The 20053-nt window shown below is 40.5% G+C and carries 17 protein-coding genes and 1 pseudogene; 15 read left to right on the top strand and 3 right to left on the bottom strand.

From position 1 onward, the window contains the following. The first annotated feature begins 3 nt into the window (after positions 1-3). The 13 genes and pseudogenes from PBF_RS20420 to PBF_RS25975 all read left to right on the top strand — a co-directional run. On the top strand, positions 4-1815 hold the full coding sequence (locus PBF_RS20420; protein ID WP_035332379.1) for an adenine deaminase: 1812 nt from the start codon (positions 4-6) through the stop codon (positions 1813-1815). Between the two features lie 59 nt (positions 1816-1874). Then, positions 1875-2558, top strand: a complete 684-nt coding sequence (locus PBF_RS20415; RefSeq protein ID WP_035332377.1) for a cyclase family protein — start codon at positions 1875-1877, stop codon at positions 2556-2558. Positions 2559-2578: 20 nt separating this feature from the next. Continuing rightward, positions 2579-3205, top strand: coding sequence for a DUF1989 domain-containing protein (locus tag PBF_RS20410; RefSeq protein ID WP_035332375.1), 627 nt, complete (start codon positions 2579-2581; stop codon positions 3203-3205). Continuing rightward, entirely contained in the window at positions 3202-4374 is a 1173-nt protein-coding gene (locus PBF_RS20405; RefSeq protein ID WP_035332373.1) for a M20 family metallopeptidase, read from the top strand. Before PBF_RS20410 ends, PBF_RS20405 begins: the two co-directional genes overlap by 4 nt. After that, a complete protein-coding gene (locus PBF_RS20400; protein WP_035332372.1) occupies positions 4371-5708 on the top strand; it encodes a 5'-deoxyadenosine deaminase in 1338 nt (445 codons plus the stop codon). Before PBF_RS20405 ends, PBF_RS20400 begins: the two co-directional genes overlap by 4 nt. Positions 5709-6028: 320 nt before the next feature. Next, on the top strand, positions 6029-6382 hold the full coding sequence (locus tag PBF_RS20395; protein WP_235192298.1) for a CoA-binding protein: 354 nt from the start codon (positions 6029-6031) through the stop codon (positions 6380-6382). A 317-nt stretch (positions 6383-6699) separates the two neighbouring features. Next, a complete protein-coding gene (gene parE, locus PBF_RS20390) occupies positions 6700-8682 on the top strand; it encodes a DNA topoisomerase IV subunit B (protein ID WP_035332370.1) in 1983 nt (660 codons plus the stop codon). After that, complete coding sequence (gene parC / locus PBF_RS20385) at positions 8679-11129, top strand: DNA topoisomerase IV subunit A (RefSeq protein WP_035332368.1); 2451 nt, start codon at positions 8679-8681, stop codon at positions 11127-11129. The genes parE and parC overlap by 4 nt, the downstream gene beginning before the upstream one ends. A 270-nt stretch (positions 11130-11399) precedes the next feature. Beyond that, positions 11400-12842 (top strand): alanine/glycine:cation symporter family protein, encoded by a 1443-nt coding sequence (locus tag PBF_RS20380; RefSeq protein ID WP_035332365.1) that lies wholly within the window; start codon positions 11400-11402, stop codon positions 12840-12842. Positions 12843-12947: 105 nt separating this feature from the next. Further along, positions 12948-13709 (top strand): hypothetical protein, encoded by a 762-nt coding sequence (locus PBF_RS20375; protein WP_035332363.1) that lies wholly within the window; start codon positions 12948-12950, stop codon positions 13707-13709. Between the two features lie 78 nt (positions 13710-13787). Beyond that, on the top strand, positions 13788-14261 hold the full coding sequence (locus PBF_RS20370) for a staygreen family protein (protein WP_035332361.1): 474 nt from the start codon (positions 13788-13790) through the stop codon (positions 14259-14261). Between the two features lie 97 nt (positions 14262-14358). Beyond that, a complete protein-coding gene (locus PBF_RS26585) occupies positions 14359-14496 on the top strand; it encodes a hypothetical protein (protein ID WP_200870074.1) in 138 nt (45 codons plus the stop codon). A gap of 584 nt (positions 14497-15080) precedes the next feature. After that, a pseudogene (locus tag PBF_RS25975) lies at positions 15081-15308 on the top strand (winged helix-turn-helix domain-containing protein); the annotation flags it as partial. 155 nt (positions 15309-15463) lie between these two features. Here PBF_RS25975 and PBF_RS20360 read toward each other — a convergent pair. Then, entirely contained in the window at positions 15464-16111 is a 648-nt protein-coding gene (locus PBF_RS20360) for a YdhK family protein (protein WP_035332359.1), read from the bottom strand. A gap of 400 nt (positions 16112-16511) precedes the next feature. Here PBF_RS20360 and PBF_RS20355 point away from each other — a divergent pair, with 400 nt between their 5' ends. Then, on the top strand, positions 16512-16901 hold the full coding sequence (locus tag PBF_RS20355; RefSeq protein ID WP_035332357.1) for a hypothetical protein: 390 nt from the start codon (positions 16512-16514) through the stop codon (positions 16899-16901). Positions 16902-17105: 204 nt separating this feature from the next. Here the strand turns inward: PBF_RS20355 and PBF_RS20350 are convergent, their stop codons facing one another. Together PBF_RS20350 and PBF_RS20345 are read right to left on the bottom strand one after the other, a co-directional pair. Further along, positions 17106-17840, bottom strand: a complete 735-nt coding sequence (locus PBF_RS20350; protein WP_035332355.1) for a sulfite exporter TauE/SafE family protein — start codon at positions 17838-17840, stop codon at positions 17106-17108. A gap of 258 nt (positions 17841-18098) precedes the next feature. After that, complete coding sequence (locus PBF_RS20345) at positions 18099-18596, bottom strand: YdhK family protein (protein WP_430515290.1); 498 nt, start codon at positions 18594-18596, stop codon at positions 18099-18101. A gap of 844 nt (positions 18597-19440) precedes the next feature. Here PBF_RS20345 and PBF_RS20340 point away from each other — a divergent pair. Further along, the coding region (locus tag PBF_RS20340; protein WP_035332353.1) for a multicopper oxidase domain-containing protein at positions 19441-20053 on the top strand (613 nt) is incomplete at its 3' end.

The following is a 20053-nucleotide window of genomic DNA, read 5'->3' as shown; positions in this document are numbered from 1 at the left end:
TAAATGGATGCAAAAAATATCAAAAAGGCAGTGCAGTACCGCAAGCTTATTGATGTATTGCTTGATCCCAGCCAGTATGCCGATGTAGTCCTGAAAGGGGGATACTTTATAAATGTGATCACCCGTGAGATCTATGAAGCAGACGTCGCGATGAAAGGCGAATATATTTTAATGGCAGGGGACGCAAAAGACTTAATTGGGCCAAAAACGATAGTTGAAAACATTCAGGGGAAATTCGTCTGTCCAGGGTTCATTGATTCTCATATGCATTTTGAGAGTGCGATGCTGACTTGTACGGAATTCTCCAAGCTTTCCATTCCGACAGGAACCACCACGCTGATAGGTGATCCGCATGAAATAGGGAACGTCCTTGGTGTTCACGGAATGCAGGCAATGATTGAAGAAGCTAAGACACTTCCAAACCGGGTATTATTCACGGTGCCTTGTGCTGTGCCTGATGCTCCAGGACTTGAAACATCCGGCTTTGATGTGACATCAAAGGATATGAAAGAGCTCCTGGCAGACCCATATGTGCAGGGAATTGGGGAGATTCAAAGCTTCAGTAATATCGGTCCCGTATATGAGCATGCACCGGAATTAATAGACGACCTTGTTGCTGCAGTTTCATATGCAAACAGCATAGGAAAAACCGTTGAAGGGAACGCCCCTGGATTGTTTGGTAAAGAGCTTGCCGCCCATATTATCAGCGGAGGGAATCATGTGTCCTGCCATGAAACTACGACGAAAGAAGAAACAGTCGAAAAGCTGCGCAATGGCGTAAGTGTGTTCATGCGTGAAGGCTCTTCCCAAAGGAATATGGCAGACTGTATTCGTGCGATAACAGAGGATGGGCTGGATTCCCGCCGTGCAATCCTTGTATCGGACGATATGGTGCCTGCTGATTTGTTAAATTACGGACATATGAATGATATCGTCCGCAGAACGATTGCAGTTGGGATTGATCCAGTGGAAGCCATCCAAATGGCGACCATTAATCCGGCCACCCACTTTGGCTTTAAGGATGTGGGGGTAATTGCACCTGGGAAAAGAGCAGATGTTGTTGTGATTAGCGATCTGAACAATATGACAATTGATCAGGTATACCTGGCAGGGAAAAAAGCAGCTGAAAAAGGCGAATTAACTATAGATATTGCTCCTTACATATATCCGGAAAGTGTGAAAAAGTCAGTGAAGAGGAAGCCTGTAACAGTGAAGGAACTTGCTATTGAAGCTCCAGGCAGCCGTGCAAAAGTAAGGGCAATTGAAGCGATACCTTTCCAGAACTTAACCGGCGGAAGCGAATATACGCTGAATGTCAAAGAAGGCATTGTGCAGCCGTGCCTAAAGCAGGATGTTCTGCCTCTCTTGGTTGTTGAGCGCCATGGCAGAACCGGAAAAATTGGCAAGACGTTTCTGCATGGATTTGATTTGAAAAGCGGAGCCATAGCAGAAAGTGTTGCTCATGATACACACAATATCATTGTTACAGGAACTAACTACGAAGATATGGCCATGGCGGTGAACCGTGTTATTGCCATGGATGGCGGAATAGCCATGATAAAGGATAGTAAATTAGTAGGTGATTTGCCTCTCCGGATTGGCGGTTTAATGACAGATGAATTAACTGGGAAAGAAATGAGTGAAAAGGTCGATGAACTGTCGCAGCTTGCCAAAGAAGTTCTTGGCTGCGGTATGGAAGTTCCCTTTATGCATTTATCATTCTGGTCATTGGTAACAAGCCCTAAATGGAAAATTACGGATATGGGGCTTATTGATGTAGATAAGTTCGAGGTCATTCCGACCATTATTAATTGATCATTAAAGCGGCGTTCTCTGCCGCTTTTCATTTATACAGCAGGTAAAGGAGGAATAGCATGGGAGTTAAGCTTGTCGACTTAACACAGGAAATTTATCAGGGGATGCCTGTTTTTCCCCTTCATCAGAAAACAATGATCTTCCCGAATATCTCCCACGAAGAAAGTGAAAAGCAAATTGGATTTATGTTTGCTACTAATAATCTATTAATCAATGAACATGGTCCAACTCATAGTGATGCAACTTATGAGTATGATCCTAACGGCCAATACATCGATGAAATGCCGCTTGAGTATTTTTACGGGCCGGCAGTTTGCCTTGATGTATCCCACATCCAGCCTCATCAATATATAACTGACCGTGATCTCGAGGATGCACTGAAGAAATCACAGAAGTTTATTGAAAAAGGAGATATCGTCCTCCTTTATACAGGCCATTACAATCGGTCTTATGGTACCGACAAATGGCTCACCACGTATACCGGCCTGGATTATCAGGCAGCAAAATGGCTGGCTGATAAAGGTGCAGTCAATATAGGCATTGATGCTCCGGCCATTGACCATCCGGATGATCCTAAGTACTCCGGACATCTTATTTGCCGTGAATACGGAATAACCAATACGGAAAATCTCTGCAATCTCGACCAGATCGCAGGCATGCGATTTCTATATTTCGGACTCCCGCTCAGAATTCGGAAAGGTACGGGGTCTCCGATTCGTGCGGTTGCAGTTTTCATTGAATAACAACAAAGGCTGGTGATCAAATGAAAGAGGTTTTTAACAGAGGCAAGATCCGGGACGAAATTATTATCCCGCCGTATGAAGGAAGAAGCGCACTGATACACAAAGGGGAAGATCTGATTATTATTGATATGGAAGGAAAACAGGTAGGGGATTTCGTCTGCTTTAACTATGAAGATCCCGGGGAACATGTTTCACCTGTCCATATGCGCGCTTCACTAAGCAGCATACGGCTTAAAACGGGAGACTGGCTTTACAGCAACCGCCGCCGTCCGCTAATGCAGCTGTTGGAAGATACTGTTGGAAAACATGATTTCTTCTTTCCGGCATGTGATTATTACCGCTACAAAGTTGATTTCGATAAAGAGGACCACCCTAATTGCCATGATAATATTGCGAATGCATTGAAAAAGTATAATATTCATCCCCCGGTTATTCCGGATCCCATTAATATCTTTATGAATAATGTCCTTGATGATGTTGGGGATTATGTCATTGCAGAACCCCTTTCCAAGCCAGGCGATTACATAAGGCTGAAAGCACTGTGCGATGTAGTCATTGCCTGTACAACGTGTTCCCAGGACATGGCGCCTGTTAATGGGTTTAAAGTGACCCCTATTAAAATGCAAATTATGGAGGCAGATTCATGAATGATATTCAGTTTCTTCAGCATCTGCTCCAAATTGACAGCTCCAATCCGCCCGGAAACGAGCATTTAGTGACTGAAGCTTTTATTAATAGATGCAAAGAAAAAGGTCTGCCTTTTAAGGTGACCATGCTTGATGAGACCCGAAGCAATTTTGAAGTTACGCTTCCCGGAAAAAGCGGTAAACAGCTATTCTTATGCGGCCATATGGATACAGTTTCCCCTGGAACAGGAGAATGGGTACACTCCCCTTTTTCAGGGGAAATCGCAAATGGCCGGATTTATGGCAGAGGAGCTTCTGATATGAAAAGCGGCCTTGCAGCAATGTTCCTGGCTTTGGAGGAGCTGTATCTCACCCATACTGATCTGCCTGCTGACGTAACCTTTCTGGCAACAGCCGGGGAAGAAGTCGACAGCTGCGGTGCCAGGACATTTTTAAAAGAAAATGATGGCCGAAAAATTGATGCACTTGTCATTGCTGAACCGACAAATGAAAAAATTGTGATTGGCCATAAGGGAGCCCTTTGGCTTGAGATCACAGCTTATGGAAAAACCTCTCACGGTTCCATGCCGGAACAGGGAATCAATGCAGTAGATCACATGCTGAAAATAATCAGGGTATTGGATGAAATGAAAATTGAATGGAAGACAGAAAAGAAGCCCCTCGGACAAAGCAGCCTGGCTGTTACCATGATTGAAGGAGGATTGCAGACCAATGTCATTCCAGATAAATGCAGCATCAGAGCAGATATTAGAACGGTTCCCCCTCAATCCCATTTCCATTTTATAAAAAAGCTAAAATCCAAACTGGATGTTCTATTGGATCAGGGTGAAATTTATAAGTACAGTATTGAAACCCTTCTTGACCGTCCATCTATTTTAACTGATCCAGCTCAAGACATTATTCAAATTGCGCAGATGGTAAAGGGCGAATCGGAAGCGGACCATTACGGGGTGTCCTACTATACAGATGGTGCCGTACTTAATCCTAGGAGTGAAATTCCTACCTTGATTTATGGCCCAGGTGATGAAAAGCTGGCACATCAGCCAAATGAGTGGGTTAGTCTGGCGGCATATCAGCGCTCTATTCAATTTTACAGACAGCTTATTATGTCATATGGAAAGCTGGAGCCGTCAGAAGTCAGTCCAATGCGAGGGGGAGGAAGAAATTGAGCAGTATTCTGATAAAAAACGCTGAAATTATTACAATGAATGCAGCTGAAGAAATCATTTTCGGGGATTTATATATTGTAGATGACCGTATTGCCGAAATTGGACAGAACTTATCACATAAAGCCGATAAAGTAATCGATGCCACCGGAAAGACGATCATTCCGGGATTCATTCAGACACATATCCATCTGTGCCAGACATTATTCCGCGGGCAGGCTGATGATTTGGAGCTGCTTGATTGGCTAAAGCAGAAGATCTGGCCGCTTGAGGCATCACATGATGAAGAGTCCATCTATTATTCTGCCATGCTCGGAATTGGCGAATTGCTCCAGAGCGGAACAACAACTGTAGTGGACATGGAAACCGTTAATCATACCGAATATGCATTTCAGGCCATTGCCAAAAGCGGAATACGGGCACTCGCCGGAAAGGTCATGATGGATAAAGGGGATGAGGTCCCTGTTCCATTAAGAGAAAATACCTCCAAATCCATCCAGCAAAGCGTGGATCTCCTTGAAAGATGGCATAACCGTGATAATGGGCGAATACAATATGCCTTCTGTCCCCGATTTGTCGTTTCCTGCACAGAGGAACTGTTGACAAACGTCAGAGATCTCTCAGCACAGTACAATGTTAGAGTTCATACTCATGCATCGGAAAACGCCAATGAAATTCTCCTTGTCGAAAGAGAACTGGGTATGCGGAATGTAGTCTATCTTGACAGCATTGGCCTTGCCAATGAAAGGCTGATACTGGCTCATTGTGTTTGGCTTAATGAAGAAGAAAAAAGAATCATTAAAGAGCGGGGCGTAAAGGTCAGCCATTGTCCGGGATCCAATCTAAAGCTGGCATCTGGTGTAGCGGAGATTCCCTCCTTATTGGATCAGCAGGCTTTTGTCAGCCTGGGGGCTGACGGGGCTCCCTGCAATAACAATCTGGATATGTTTAATGAAATGAGATTGGCTGCCCTCATTCAGAAGCCTGTGCACGGCCCAACTGCAATGAATGCAAGAACCGTCTTCAGAATGGCGACAATCGGCGGAGCAAAGGCAGTTGGAATGGAACAGGAAATCGGAAGTCTGGAGCCCGGAAAGAAAGCAGATCTTGCTATTCTTAATCTTAATGACTTTCATGTATATCCGTCATTTGATATCGACACCATCTCGAGGATAGTCTATTCTGCCACTCGTGCAGATGTAGAATCTACCATTGTCAACGGTAAATTGGTGATGGAAAATAGGAAGCTGAACACAGTTGATAAAGAAGTTGTTTTAAAAGAAGCGAACAGCAGCATAAAAAGGCTGCTCAAGAGATTAGAGACAGCAGTTTATTAATCTTCTAATTCGGCTGAAAGCAAATCAACCGGTTTTTTTATGGTAAAATATAGTAAAGGGCAATTGTGAAGCCAAAATCATTAAGCTTTGTGCAGGAACAGCAAACGAGAAAGCGCTGTCTATTTATAAAAAAGCCGGGTTTAAAGTTGAGAGATCATTGATTATTATAAGCTTGATATTCGGGTATAAGAGCAATAAGTTAGTGTGCTTTTGTGTTTTTAGGTAAAATATAATTAACCAGATAAAATGGAGGGAACAAAATGGCTATTGAAAACCCAAGCAGGGACGAAATCGGTGTCCTCTAAAAAAAGGCAAAGCGGATTGCTGTCGTAGGATTAAGCGGAAATCCTGAACGTACATCCTATATGGTATCAGAGGCAATGCAAAAAGCGGGCTATGAAATCATTCCGGTTAATCCGTCTGTTGATGAAGTACTTGGTGTTAAGGCAGTGCCCAGTCTTAAAGACATCGAGGGGCATGTGGATATCGTTAATGTATTCAGGCGGTCTGAGTTTCTTCCGGAAATCGCACGGGAATCTGCTGAAATAGATGCTGATATTTTCTGGGCTCAGCTCGGAGTGGCAAACCAGGAAGCATATGATTTTCTAAAAGAAAAAGGGTACATTGTCATCATGGACCGCTGCATTAAAGTTGAACATGCTCTGACAAAGTAAACTAAAGCATGAGGTCTCTTCAAGATCTCATGTTTTTTATTTTTTATAGAATCCCTGTAAATAAAGGGTTCGTGTAACGGAAATAATCATGATAAATCTCTTAAATCTCAAGATCTTATTTGCCAAAACCAAATAAATAGATAAAATAAAGCATAGACCATCCAAATTTATATGGTAAAATATAAATGTAGAACACCTGTTCGAATATTGTTTTTTCACAAAGAAAATGGCTGTACAGCCGAATTCTTATAGGGGTGTTCCAATGCCGTGATTTTCGGCGGCAAGTGTTTTTTGCAGGAAATGAAAGGGGTATGTTCGTGGCAAGAAATCAGGAAGCTTTTGACTACAATGATGATGCCATACAGGTACTCGAAGGGCTTGAAGCGGTTAGAAAACGCCCTGGGATGTACATTGGAAGTACGGATGCAAGGGGTTTGCACCATCTTGTATATGAGATTGTCGATAATGCTGTCGATGAAGCACTGGCAGGTTACGGGGATCATATCATTGTCAGAATACATAAAGATAATTCTATTAGTGTACAAGATAAAGGACGCGGAATGCCTACAGGTATGCATAGAATGGGCAAGCCGACTCCGGAAGTCATATTAACTGTCCTTCATGCAGGGGGAAAGTTTGGCCAGGGAGGCTATAAGACGAGCGGCGGGCTTCATGGTGTTGGCGCATCTGTCGTCAACGCCCTTTCCGAATGGCTTGTGGTTAAAATTAAACGTGACGGATTTGTATATGAACAGCGTTTCGAGCTGGGCGGCAAGCCGGTGACTACACTGGAAAAAACGGGCAAGACAAATCAATCAGGGACTACCATTCACTTTAAGCCGGATCCGTCGATTTTTTCGACAACCACATATAATTACGAAACGCTTTGCGAGCGTCTTCGTGAGTCTGCATTCCTTTTAAAAGGAATGAAAATAGAAATTATAGATGAGCGTAATGATTTTCATGACGTTTTTCACTATGAAAACGGTATAGAAGCATTTGTAGGATATTTAAATGAAGAAAAGGATGTTCTGCACCCTGTCGTAAGCTTTGAAGGCGAAAGCAATGCAATTGAAGTGGATTTTGCTTTTCAATTCAATGATGGCTACTCTGAAAATGTCCTTTCATTCGTCAACAACGTCCGGACAAAGGACGGCGGTACGCATGAGGCCGGGAGCAAAACTGCGATGACAAGGGCTTTTAATGAATATGCCCGCAAAGTGAATCTTCTGAAGGAAAAAGATAAAAACCTGGATGGAGCGGATCTGCGTGAAGGATTCACTGCGATAATCTCTGTTCGTGTTCCTGAGGAGCTTCTGCAGTTTGAGGGCCAGACGAAAGGCAAACTGGGGACCAGTGAAGCACGATCTGCTGTTGATTCAGTTGTTTCCGAACATTTGTCTTATTTCCTTGAAGAAAACCCTGAGACAAGCTCTCTGTTAATTAAAAAGGCGATAAAAGCTTTCCAGGCAAGAGAAGCTGCCCGTAAAGCACGTGAGGAAGCAAGAAGCGGAAAGAAGCGGAAAAAATCGGAAGCCATGCTTTCCGGAAAACTGACTCCGGCACAATCGCGGAACCCTCAAAGAAATGAATTATATCTGGTTGAGGGTGATTCTGCCGGCGGTTCTGCCAAACAGGGACGGGACAGGCGCTTCCAGGCTGTTCTTCCGCTTAGAGGTAAAGTAATTAATACAGAAAAAGCAAAGCTTGCGGATATCTTTAAAAATGAAGAAATCAATACCATTATCCATGCCGTTGGGGCAGGTGTTGGCGCGGATTTTAATCTGGATGATGTCAACTATGATAAGGTAATCATCATGACAGATGCCGACACTGATGGAGCGCATATCCAGGTGCTTTTGCTCACGTTCTTCTACAGGTATATGAAACCTCTGCTTGAAGCAGGAAAGGTATTCATTGCGCTGCCTCCTTTATATAAAGTCAGCAGGGGGTCAGGCAAAAAAGAAGTGATTGAGTATGCATGGAGTGATGATGATCTTCAGGATACGATTAAAAAAGTGGGTAAAGGCTATATGCTCCAGCGCTACAAAGGGCTTGGGGAAATGAATGCTGACCAGCTGTGGGAGACAACTATGGATCCGGAGTCGCGCACATTGATCCGCGTCAAAATTGATGATGCAGCCAGAGCTGAACGCCGTGTGACCACCTTGATGGGCGATAAGGTTGAACCCCGGCGCAAATGGATCGAATCGAATGTGGCATTCGGCCTTGAAGAAGATGGAAGCATACTTGAAAATGAAAATATTTCAGTACTAGAGGAGGAGGGTGTTGACTCATGAGTTCTGCTGAAAAATTCAGGGACCTTCCTCTTGAAGATGTATTAGGCGACCGCTTTGGGCGTTATAGTAAATATATTATTCAGGATCGTGCCCTTCCTGATGCACGTGATGGGTTAAAGCCTGTTCAAAGACGGATTCTTTATGCCATGCACGTAGAAGGCAACACACATGAAAAGGGCTTTAGAAAGTCCGCTAAAACAGTTGGGAATGTAATCGGCAATTATCATCCGCATGGCGATACTTCAGTTTATGATGCGATGGTGCGGATGAGCCAGGATTGGAAGGTCCGTAACCTTCTTGTGGAAATGCACGGCAATAACGGGAGCATCGATGGAGATCCTCCAGCAGCTATGCGTTATACAGAAGCCCGTTTATCTCCCCTTTCTTCCGAATTGCTGAGAGATATTGAGAAAAGAACGGTTGAATTCATCCCGAACTTTGATGATACGTCCAATGAGCCAACCGTTTTGCCGGCAGTTTATCCGAATTTGCTTGTCAATGGCTCGACAGGCATCTCTGCGGGATATGCAACTGATATTCCGCCCCATCATCTGAATGAGATTATTGATGGTGTTATTTTACGAATGGATAAGCCTGATTGTTCCATAGATGATCTGATGGAGCATATTAAAGGGCCGGACTTCCCTACTGGAGGCATTATCCAGGGAATCGATGGAATTAAAAAAGCTTATGAGACAGGAAGAGGCAAAATCATTGTCCGCGGAAAGGCTGAATTTGAGGATTTGCGCGGAGGGAAAAAGCAGATCGTCATCACTGAGATTCCTTATGAAGTGAATAAAGCCAATCTGGTTAAGAAGATTGATGAATTCCGGCTTGACCGGAAAGTGGAAGGCATTGCGGAAGTCCGTGATGAAACAGACCGGACCGGCCTCCGTATTGTGATCGAGTTAAAAAAGGATGCAGATCCTGAAGGCGTCCTTCATTACCTGTACAAAAACAGCGATCTGCAGATTCCATATAACTTCAATATGGTCGCCATCCACAATCGCCACCCGAAATTAATGGGGTTAAGAGAATTGCTGGATGCTTACATAGGCCATCGTAAAGAGGTTGTCACACGCAGATCCCAGTTTGAGCTGCAAAAAGCCGAGGCACGCCAGCATATCGTTGAGGGACTCATGAAGGCTCTTTCTATCCTGGACGAAGTGATTGCAGCGATCCGCGCTTCTAAAGACAAACGGGATGCGAAAGATAATCTGATTGCAAAGTTTGAGTTCACTGAACCTCAGGCAGAAGCAATTGTTTCCTTGCAGCTATATCGCTTAACAAATACCGATATAACCGCCTTAAGAGCAGAGGCCGAGGAGCTTGCTAAGCTAATCGGCGAGCTTAAGGCTATTCTCGAAAGCGAGAAGAAGCTGCTCTCGGTTATTAAAAAAGAGTTAAGGGATGTTAAAAAGCGCTTTGCGGATGAACGCCGTACTAGAATTGAAGCGGAAATCGAGGAAATCAAAATCAATCTTGAAGTTCTGGTAGCAAGTGAAGATGTTATTGTTACGGTAACGAAGGAAGGCTATGTCAAGCGTACCAGCCAGAGATCGTTTGCCGCCTCTAACGGACAGGATTTCGGCATGAAGGATTCAGACAGAATTATTGCCCAGCTTGATATGAATACAACTGATGTTCTCCTTGTATTTACGAATAAAGGCAACTATCTGTACTGCCCTGTTCACCAGCTGCCGGATATCCGCTGGAAAGATCTTGGCCAGCATATTGCCAATATCATTCCAATTGACCGGAATGAATCGATTGTCCGTGCCATTCCTGTAAAAGATTTTGAAACGGAAGAATATCTTCTGTTCATGACGAAGAACGGCATGGTAAAGAAAACCGAGCTGAAATCATATAAGGCACAGCGATATTCTAAACCGCTCGTTGCTGTCAATGTAAAGGGCGATGATGAAGTTCTTGACGTTTATTTAACTGATGGCACCAAGGAAATTTTCCTTGCGACCCACCAGGGATATGGCCTCTGGTTCCACGAGGAAGAGGTCAGCATTGTAGGGGCAAGGGCTGCTGGAGTTAAAGGCATCAATCTCAAAGACGGCGACTTTGTTACAGGTGCCCAGCTTATAGAGGAAACGAAAGAACAGGCTGTTGTGATTGTTACACAGCGGGGTTCCATTAAAAAAATGAAGCTGACTGAATTTGAACGCACCTCCCGTGCCAAGAGAGGCGTAGTGATGCTTCGTGAATTGAAATCAAACCCTCATCGTATCGTTGGGTGTGTAATTGTCCGCAGTAAAGATGACATATATATTGAAACAGAAAAAGGCCATATAGAAGCAGTTAATGCTTCAGCAATCCGTTTTAATGACCGCTATTCAAATGGATCGTTCATCATTGACGATTCCGAAAGCGGCAAAGCAAAATGCATGTGGAAGGTTGAAGAAACTAAAAATGTTGCAGATGTCTCTGCTGAATAAGCCTAGTGAATCCCCCTGTTAATGACAGGGGGATTCATTATATATTTTTGTATAAAAACCGAATAAATTATTATTTGAAAACGTTTGAAGATCCGTTTACAGGGGAATATAAATTTTGGCTTTTTTCTTTTAGAACAAGATTTTATTGTGTTTTTAAGGCATTGGAATGAATATTCGTCTTGTCTATTAAAAATTCTTTTGATAGATTAGAAGAGGTGTTATTTTAGTGAGATAATAAATGCCGCAAAATAAGAAACAGGGGGTAAATGAATGAATTTATTTTTAGAAGGTTTAAATTCAGCTGTAGGCTTTCTAAATGATATTGTCTGGACTTATATTTTAATTGCAGTACTTATCATTTTAGGCCTCTATTTCAGTCTAAGAAGCAAATTTGTACAATTCCGTTATTTTGGAGAAATGGTTCGGATACTTGGAGATAAAACCATGGTATCAGCAGAAGGAAAAAGAGGGATTTCTTCCTTCCAGGCATTTACGATCAGTGCTGCTTCCAGGATAGGGACCGGCAACATGGCTGGCGTGGCTACAGCAATAGCAGCTGGCGGACCAGGTGCCGTGTTTTGGATGTGGGTCATTGCCTTTTTAGGCGCAGCCTCAAGTTTTGTTGAGAGTACATTAGCGCAAATCTATAAGGTCAAAGATAAAGACGGGTTTCGCGGCGGTCCTGCTTATTATATGGAAAAAGGACTTAACAAACGATGGATGGGCATTTTGTTTGCTGTCATCATTACTTTCTGCTTTGGGCTTGTATTCAACTCAGTCCAATCCAACACAATTTCATTAGCCTTCAATGAAGCATTTGGGACAAGCCGTTTGACCATTGGGTTAATTCTTGCTGTTTTAACGGCTGTTATCATTTTTGGAGGAATTAAGAGAATAGCCTATGTATCACAAGTTATTGTTCCGATAATGGCTGTTATTTACTTAATTGTTGCCATTGTAATTGTGATTATGAATATTACTGAAGTGCCAAATCTTATTGCAACGATCGTTAAAGGTGCATTTGGTATGGATCAGGCCTTTGGAGGGGCAATGGGTGCTGCTGTCATGATGGGTATTAAAAGGGGATTATTCTCCAATGAAGCCGGAATGGGAAGTGCACCTAATGCAGCTGCAACGGCTGCTGTTACTCACCCTGTTAAACAGGGGTTAATTCAGACTTTAGGTGTATTTGTAGATACGATCTTAATTTGTTCTGCGACTGCATTTATGATTATCCTTTCAGGAGCTTATACATCACCTGATCTTTCAGGTATCCAATTAACCCAAACCGCATTATCGTCTCATATCGGCACATGGGCTCCAATTTTTGTGGCGGTGTCAATTTTTCTTTTCGCATTTAGTTCTGTTATTGGCAATTACTATTATGGGGAAACGAACATTGAGTTCATCAAGGAAAGCCCATTGGCAATATTCATTTATCGTATTGGCGTAATCGGCATGGTCATCTTTGGAGCTTTAGTCGACCTGGCAACAGTTTGGGGCCTTGCAGATTTATTTATGGGCATTATGGCTTTAATAAACCTGATTGCCATAACAATGCTCGGGAAAATTGCATTCGCTGCATTGAAGGATTATAAGGCACAGAGGAAAGAAGGAAAAGACCCTGTGTTTTATGCTGATTCTATCCCAGGTCTGAAAGGGATTGAATCCTGGGAAACTAAAGAAAATGCTTTAAAAAAAGCAGCTAAATAATTTATTTATTACAGCCTCTTATCCTTAGGATAGGAGGTTTTTTGTGATTTTACATGTTATTTCCAAAATTGGGCAAGATAATAAAAAAATAGGGAGGATGCGTAAATGAAGAAGGAATTGCTTTTTGCGTTTGCTGCTTTCTTTTTTATGTCTTTATCCGCTATAACCGGTGTATATGCAGGTGAACAGGAACAAAAGACTGTATCGCTGTCAAAAAAGAAAGTGGATGTTACCGGTGATAATAAGGCAGATACTGTCTATATTAAGGGTGTCTATTATGAGGAAGGCGCCTCATTTTTAAAAGAGATATCACTCGAAGTTAAGGCTTCAGACGGCAATACGTATAAAGCGGAGCTTGAGGGGGGCTATGAACCTCAAATACAGTTTGAAGATTTAAACCATGATTCCATCAAAGATATGTATATTATTATTCCAACTGGTGGAAGCGGTGGCCTGTCGAATTTTTATTTATATACTTTAAAGGACTTTAAGTTGATTGACCTGTCTGTTCCAGATCCTTTAGTAATCAATAGTCAATTTGAAAATGGCTACAAAGCAAATATCAGCATCCAGGATACAAAACAATCATATACGTTTGATTTACGGGACCGGAGTAAAGAGTATGAACGGCTCGGTATGTATGTAAACGGAAAGCTTAGCGAGCCAACTGAGCTTATGGTAAATCCATATAGCACTTTGAAGATCATCCCTGTTGAAGGGAAAGAGGGGTTAATGGGAGTTCAGAGAATAAGCGGAGCATATAATGCAGATACCATTGCCTTTGTAGAGTCCTTTTGGCTGTATGAAGAAGGGAAATGGAAATTAAAAGATACCAAAGTCATGAAAATGAATTCCCGCAAGCGTTAATGACTGGGCGTTTGTCACGTTTCTCTCTGGCCGCCATATACTGAGCATAAGGAAATTTGTATAGGGGGGACGCTTCTTGTGAGCAAATTTAATCCATCTAAGCTGTCGGTTAAATATTTGCCTCCTGCGACGGAATTCAGACCAGTAGACAGCAGGAAATATACACTTACACACTCAGATGCAACTGGAGAATTATTTTTGGCAATAGGCGGATGCTATGATTTTAAAGCAATTAATCCTAAAATGCGTGATGAAGTTCTTGCTGAATGGATTCCGCAAATGGGCCAGTATGTGCTGAGCGGAAGGGTATATATCAGCAGGGGGGAATTTGATCAGCAATACTCAAAAATAAGGTTTCTCATTTTCCAGAAAGAATTGGATCTGGCGCTGACAGCGATGGTTTATGGAGACCGGTCTTTTTATTCCAACTATCCATGGCTGCTTGATTCGCCAATCTTTATTTACTTTGAATCTATTTATCCGGAATTCAGCAAGCTGATTTATTACGGGACACCCAGAAAGTATTTAACTGCCGCACTGATGCCAGTGTGAAAAGTATTCAGGGAACTCATGTTCTGGTGTTGTTGAAAACGCATTTATTAAATGTAAAAGACACTGTACTAAATATCAAAACAATGGAGCGATCGAAATGAAAAAGGAACCAGAGAATACATTTGAATTAAGTTATGAATCTGATGGGAAAATGGGTGAAAAAGAAAATAACAATGGAAAGGAAAATAAAGATCAGGCAGAAATATTCTTTAATAGTACACAGGATAGTGAATAAGTTTAGATAAAGGTTGCGCGTAATAATATTATGTAAACTAAATTAGTTAAATATAAAATATAAGAGGGGTTTATAAATCTTCAAAAATATCCCTTAAATAAGGATTAAACTAATATCAGCAAGCATCAGAACATAATACCAAGAATTTAGTGAAAATGAATCTGGCTGTAAATAAATTCATTTCAAAATTCTATAAATGCAAATTAAACCAGGAGAATTAATTTGATGAAAAAATTAATACTGTCTCACTATCTTAAGTATACTTTGATAATGAGACAGTATTTTTATTTCATTTCATTACTTCCTATAATATATATTATGTAAACTAGAAAAACCATCAAACGTATCAATAAGTTACCTCTTCAAGTTGTGCTTATGGAAATTACGTCTCTTGCACACTTATCATTCATACAGAATATACCATCAACAATTGGCATCAGTTTTTCTCATATTTATTTTTGACATTAAGCAATTGTAATATTTTATCCTTATTCACCTCAAAACCGATAAAGATCTTTGGGCGTTTAATGAAACTTGGAAGTCTTTTATCTTTTATAACAATAGCAGGTACCATTCGCGAACCTAAACCTGATTCTTATGAACTGTTTTTTGAAGATAAAGAGATCTTGCTTACCCCTAAGGAATTTGCGATGGTACATTTATTTATAAATAACAGGAACAAGGTTTTCTCCAGAAATCACTTAATTGAATCGGTTTGGGGATATGGAGTATCAATTGAAGACCGCACTATTGATTCGCATGTTAGAAATATACGGGAAAAGTTGAGAAAGACAGGATTTCCCGCTGATTAGTTTTTACTAACCGTTTGGGGTGTTGGGTATTAATGGACAGGCAAGTAATAAACTCTTTTTCTGATTTTAGGATTTAAAGCAGTTCCATATAAAAGCCGATTCTTGATCTGGAATCGGCTTTTTGTTCTGTCTTTATTCAGTTAAAGTTTATAAATCTATTCAGCTGGTGATAACTCGCTTTCTGTTACCCATTTGTGATTTTTCACTTCTTCACCGCCGGTTGTTGGAGTGAAGTCAACCATATATACAGTTGTTTGCTCAGCAGAGTCAATTACAGCTGTTGCTCCGTCCATGCCTTCCATATGTTCAGCATTTACAGTAACTTCTGTTCCAGGTTCAAGCCGCTCTTCTCCTACCCCTTCTAACTCTTCATGAATCACCCATTTATGATCCTCCACACTCTCTCCGCCAGTTGTCGGAGTGTATGATATTGTATAAACTGTAGTATCATATGCTCCAACTATGGTAGCTTCAGCGCCTTTCATACCTGACATGTGATCTGATTCAATAATGGCCTTGCTTCCAGCTTCATAAGTTGGTGAAGCTGCTTCTTCTAAACCTTCAGGAACTTCGCCTGAACCAGACATATTCATATTATCATGGTCCATGCCTTCCATATCATCATCCATATTATCATGGTCCATGCCTTCCATATCTTCATTGTCTTTGCTCTCTTCTGTATTCTCGGTGCCTTCATTGTTTTCTGCGTTTTCATCAATTGCATTTGTACAGGCTCCCAAAAGTAATAAAAGAGAAGCAAGCAATACAAATAACATTGATTTTTTGAATGCTTTTTTCAACATACACAAAATCCTCCTTTAGCAATTTACAATATTATAATTATAAAATGTGCAGAAAATATGATGTTAGCTCATGTAAGATGAAATTTCCTTTTAGTCTTTTTCCATTCGATAAATATTTATTCCTCTTAACTCTTTTGTTCCGATTGAGAACTAATAATAGTTAAATAGCTTGAATGTTGACTATTTATAATCATTGACATTAAAATTAAATAAATTGTTTAGATTACTCTCACTTTTACCATATAAATAATTATGTAAAATTTATGTGCACACGGTAGAAATTGATGGTGCATATAATTGATTTAAAAAGAGAAATCTGGAGGTCAACGCTGATATATAGCACAAACCGAAAAATAATAAAAACTCTCCTCTTACACCCTTTAATAATGAGGTGAAAATATTGTGCTTTACTCATAATGTCATTGAGCAACAAGCCCTTAAAATGTGTGAAGAGATAAGGGGGCATTCCATTTATAACATAGTCGGTATTGCTGCCGCTGATGGACAGTATAGGATGATTCAAGAAAATACATCTATTGAAAGTAACCTTAATTTACTGCAAGGAGAAGCTTTGCCTTTAATCACAAAGGTAATGCTGCAGGATGCTCATGGAAGAGAATATTTAGTTTCACCTGATGAAGCAGGGCTTCAATTTGCTATAGGTAAAGTTACTTATAAAGAATATAAACATCTTCAAGCTAAAGAAAAAAGAAAGCTAATTACTATACTAATAGCCTCCGGAAGCACATTATTTTTATTGAGCTGGTCATTACTTCAATTCTTAATTTAAAGATATGGTACAGTAAACTGAAGAATGGCCCATCCCTTCTGTATTACTACAGGGATGGCCTTTTCTTTTACCCTTTTCAAGTTTAGACGGTTCGCATACTTTAACATAATAATATCATTCATTTTTTGGAATTCATCTGCTTTATTTCTCTAACCTCATCTTAATTTATCTTTTAAAGCAATAAATTCCCTCGACAAATTCCTTTTATAGACTCCAGTACGTAATGGTATCAAGTACTCCAATTATAAGAATGATCATACCAGTGATTTTTTGAACGATTGCCCCTAATCTTCTCCCCTTTTTTATAAACTTCCCTCCTAGCTCTAGATACCAAATAAGAAAAACAGAAATAATAAGAGGAAGAGAAGTCCCTATTGCAAAGATTGGAGGCAATATCATCCCATAATTTACTGAGAGTGCCATTGGCATCAGAGTGACAAAGAATAGCACGAACATGGTGGGACAAAAACCAAGGCTAAAGCTCACTCCCATAAAGAAGGCTCCAACTCTCCCTTCCTTTTTAAATCTCTCAAAAAAGTCCCCTAGTGATATTGATTTCCTGAATTTAAGGAACCCCAGCAAGAATAAGCCGATCAATATAAACATTGGTCCAATAATTCTCCTTATCCAAGGAAAATAAACGGTCAAAGAGGTCTTAATCTCACTTCCGAATATCCAAACTAATAAACCAAAACCTGAAAATACGGCTATTTTACCCAATGTAAAATACAGAACTTCTTTCCAAGCGGTGTTTTTTTGTATAGACCTGCTGCCGTATAATGTAATGGCTCCCAAATTCCCTGTGAATTGACAGGGTGCCAATGCTCCTACAAGGCCCAATATAAAAGCTGATATTATGGGTATGTCTTTAGTACTCAAACCAATATTAATTAAAGGCTGGCTAAAGAAGTTGCTTATTATGCTGAAAAACTCATACATTTTTAAAACCCCTATTCGTGTGAACACTTTCCTATCTAAGAAAAAGCCAAATCCGTTTGCTGAAATGAAAATCCTATTTTGTTCACCTATCATTCATAACATTAAATTATGAAGAATTTATGAAGAGATTCAATATGTAAGGAGTTTTTAGAAAAAGATATTTAAAAGAAATCGTAATATAATTAAAAAAGCCGAATATATACAATGAAAAAAGCTTGTATACATCGGCTTTCCTAAAATGTTTTCAATAACTAAGAACTACTGCTGTATTGGAGCCAGTTCACTTTCAATGATCCATTTGTGCTTATCTACTTTTTCGCCGGTTGTGGTAGTAAAGTCGAGCATATAGACAGTAGTTTCGACCGCTGATTCAATGACCGCTGCTGCTCCGTCCATACCTTCCATATGATCTGCATTAAGGGTAACTTCTGCACCTGGTTTAAGAGGCTCTTCCCCGGCGTTTTCAATTTCCTCATGGATGACCCATTTATGATCTTTTACCGGCTCTTCCCCAGTCGTTGGATAATACGTAACAGAGTAAGCAGTAGTCTCATATGCTCCTGCAATGGTTGCGGCTGCCCCTTTCATGCCTGGCATATGATCTGCCTCAATTATAGCTTGACTGCCTATTTCGAAAGCTGGATTCTCAGCTTCTCCAAGTTTATCAGGAACTTCACCTGAACTTGACATTGTCTCAGCAAAATGAAGTTCAATTGTTTCTCTGATTTCTAAAGCATTAAGGCGGACTTCATTAATCAGTTTTTCGATACTTTCTTGGGAAGCATCCAGTTTGTCTGAATTTTTAGTTTTGGCCTCTAAATGGTTTTCCACAGCATTTAAACGATTAAGCAGATCGCCAATTTTTTCTTTATATTCCTTGTATCTCTCGACCTCTTCAGCAGATAAGGGGGGTTCTACAAGGGATGCTTTAATTCCAACTATTTTAACGTTAATATCATTCACTTTTTTCTCTATTTTAGCTAGATTTTTCTCAACTTTCAATTCCTCTTTAACCTTTGCACTGTCTTGCAAATTTACTTCGGTATTGTGGGCATCTGCAGAAACTCCCCCAGCTGAAAAAACGATTCCGAGTGATGCCAAACTTAACCCTGAAATTTTTAATATTTTGATGGTCATTTCCTTCCTCCTTTAAATTATTTCACATGTGTATATACCTCCTAAAGGGTTAACAAAACATCTTAATGTTACTTAAACTAAAATTTATAAAGAGACGCAGCGATGTTTCCTTTAGCTTTCCATCGCACTCCTATTCACTCTTTCTCTGTTGTTGCAAGCTGTCAACCTTAGAGGAAAAACTGAAATGGCAAATAAACCCCTTGTTCTTTTTAGCTATTTGGGAATGAATGTTTGTCTGCTCTATTTATCCATTCTCGCAGCCTCCCCTATTTATGATTTACGTTAACTCTATTTTTACAACGAAATTTTTAAAGAGGCTGCAAAGAAATATGAATTATTTGTTAACTAAATTCCAATTGTCAATTACATTAAATGAAAATTTCATACAAAGAATTTTTTATCCATAGTTTCTGCACTTATTTATATTATGATTTGTTTGAATAATAACAGGAGGTATTCAGTCATGAAACTTAAACTGCTTGCTATATTCCTTTTTTCTATCTTATTTCTTGCTGCCTGTTCTAATAGCGGCATGAGTGGAATGGACCATGGGACCATGGACATGGAAGAAGAAAATAATACAGATGAAAAAGAAAAGGCCGAGGGGCCGCAACCTGCAAATGCCACAGAAACACTGACAGGAAATGAAATAAACATTGTTGCAAAAAAAGGCAAACATCAACTGAATGAGAGTGTAAGTGTGGATGCATTAACATTCAATGGATCTGTTCCCGGTTCTCAAATTCGAGTAAAGCAAGGAGAAAAAGTAAAAATAAATCTTAAAAATGAACTTGATGAACCTGTGTCCATACACTGGCATGGGATTAAGGTTCCAAATGAAATGGACGGTATACCAGGTGTAACACAAAATGCGGTACAGCCGGGTAAATCCTTCATATATGAATTCACCCCGGAGGATCCTGGAACATATATGTACCATACCCATCAGAATGCTGTTGAGCAAATGGATAAAGGTCTTTACGGTTCTTTTATTGTAGAACCAAAAGAAAAGGCATATGATCGCGACTATACTCTAATGCTTGATGAGTGGATGAGCAAGCCTGAAGAGGGTGAAT

Source organism: Cytobacillus firmus DS1 (assembly GCF_000565285.1).
Lineage (GTDB): Bacteria > Bacillota > Bacilli > Bacillales > Cytobacillaceae > Cytobacillus > Cytobacillus firmus_A.
This window is presented reverse-complemented; position numbering and strand designations above follow the sequence as displayed.

Coding starts and splice junctions, on each gene's coding strand:
- PBF_RS20420 (WP_035332379.1), top strand. CDS start 4: ATGGATGCAAAAAATATCAAAAAGGCAGTGCAGTACCGCAAGCTTATT.
- PBF_RS20415 (WP_035332377.1), top strand. CDS start 1,875: ATGGGAGTTAAGCTTGTCGACTTAACACAGGAAATTTATCAGGGGATG.
- PBF_RS20410 (WP_035332375.1), top strand. CDS start 2,579: ATGAAAGAGGTTTTTAACAGAGGCAAGATCCGGGACGAAATTATTATC.
- PBF_RS20405 (WP_035332373.1), top strand. CDS start 3,202: ATGAATGATATTCAGTTTCTTCAGCATCTGCTCCAAATTGACAGCTCC.
- parC (WP_035332368.1), top strand. CDS start 8,679: ATGAGTTCTGCTGAAAAATTCAGGGACCTTCCTCTTGAAGATGTATTA.
- PBF_RS20380 (WP_035332365.1), top strand. CDS start 11,400: ATGAATTTATTTTTAGAAGGTTTAAATTCAGCTGTAGGCTTTCTAAAT.
- PBF_RS20375 (WP_035332363.1), top strand. CDS start 12,948: ATGAAGAAGGAATTGCTTTTTGCGTTTGCTGCTTTCTTTTTTATGTCT.
- PBF_RS26585 (WP_200870074.1), top strand. CDS start 14,359: ATGAAAAAGGAACCAGAGAATACATTTGAATTAAGTTATGAATCTGAT.
- PBF_RS20360 (WP_035332359.1), bottom strand. CDS start 16,111: ATGTTGAAAAAAGCATTCAAAAAATCAATGTTATTTGTATTGCTTGCT.
- PBF_RS20350 (WP_035332355.1), bottom strand. CDS start 17,840: ATGTATGAGTTTTTCAGCATAATAAGCAACTTCTTTAGCCAGCCTTTA.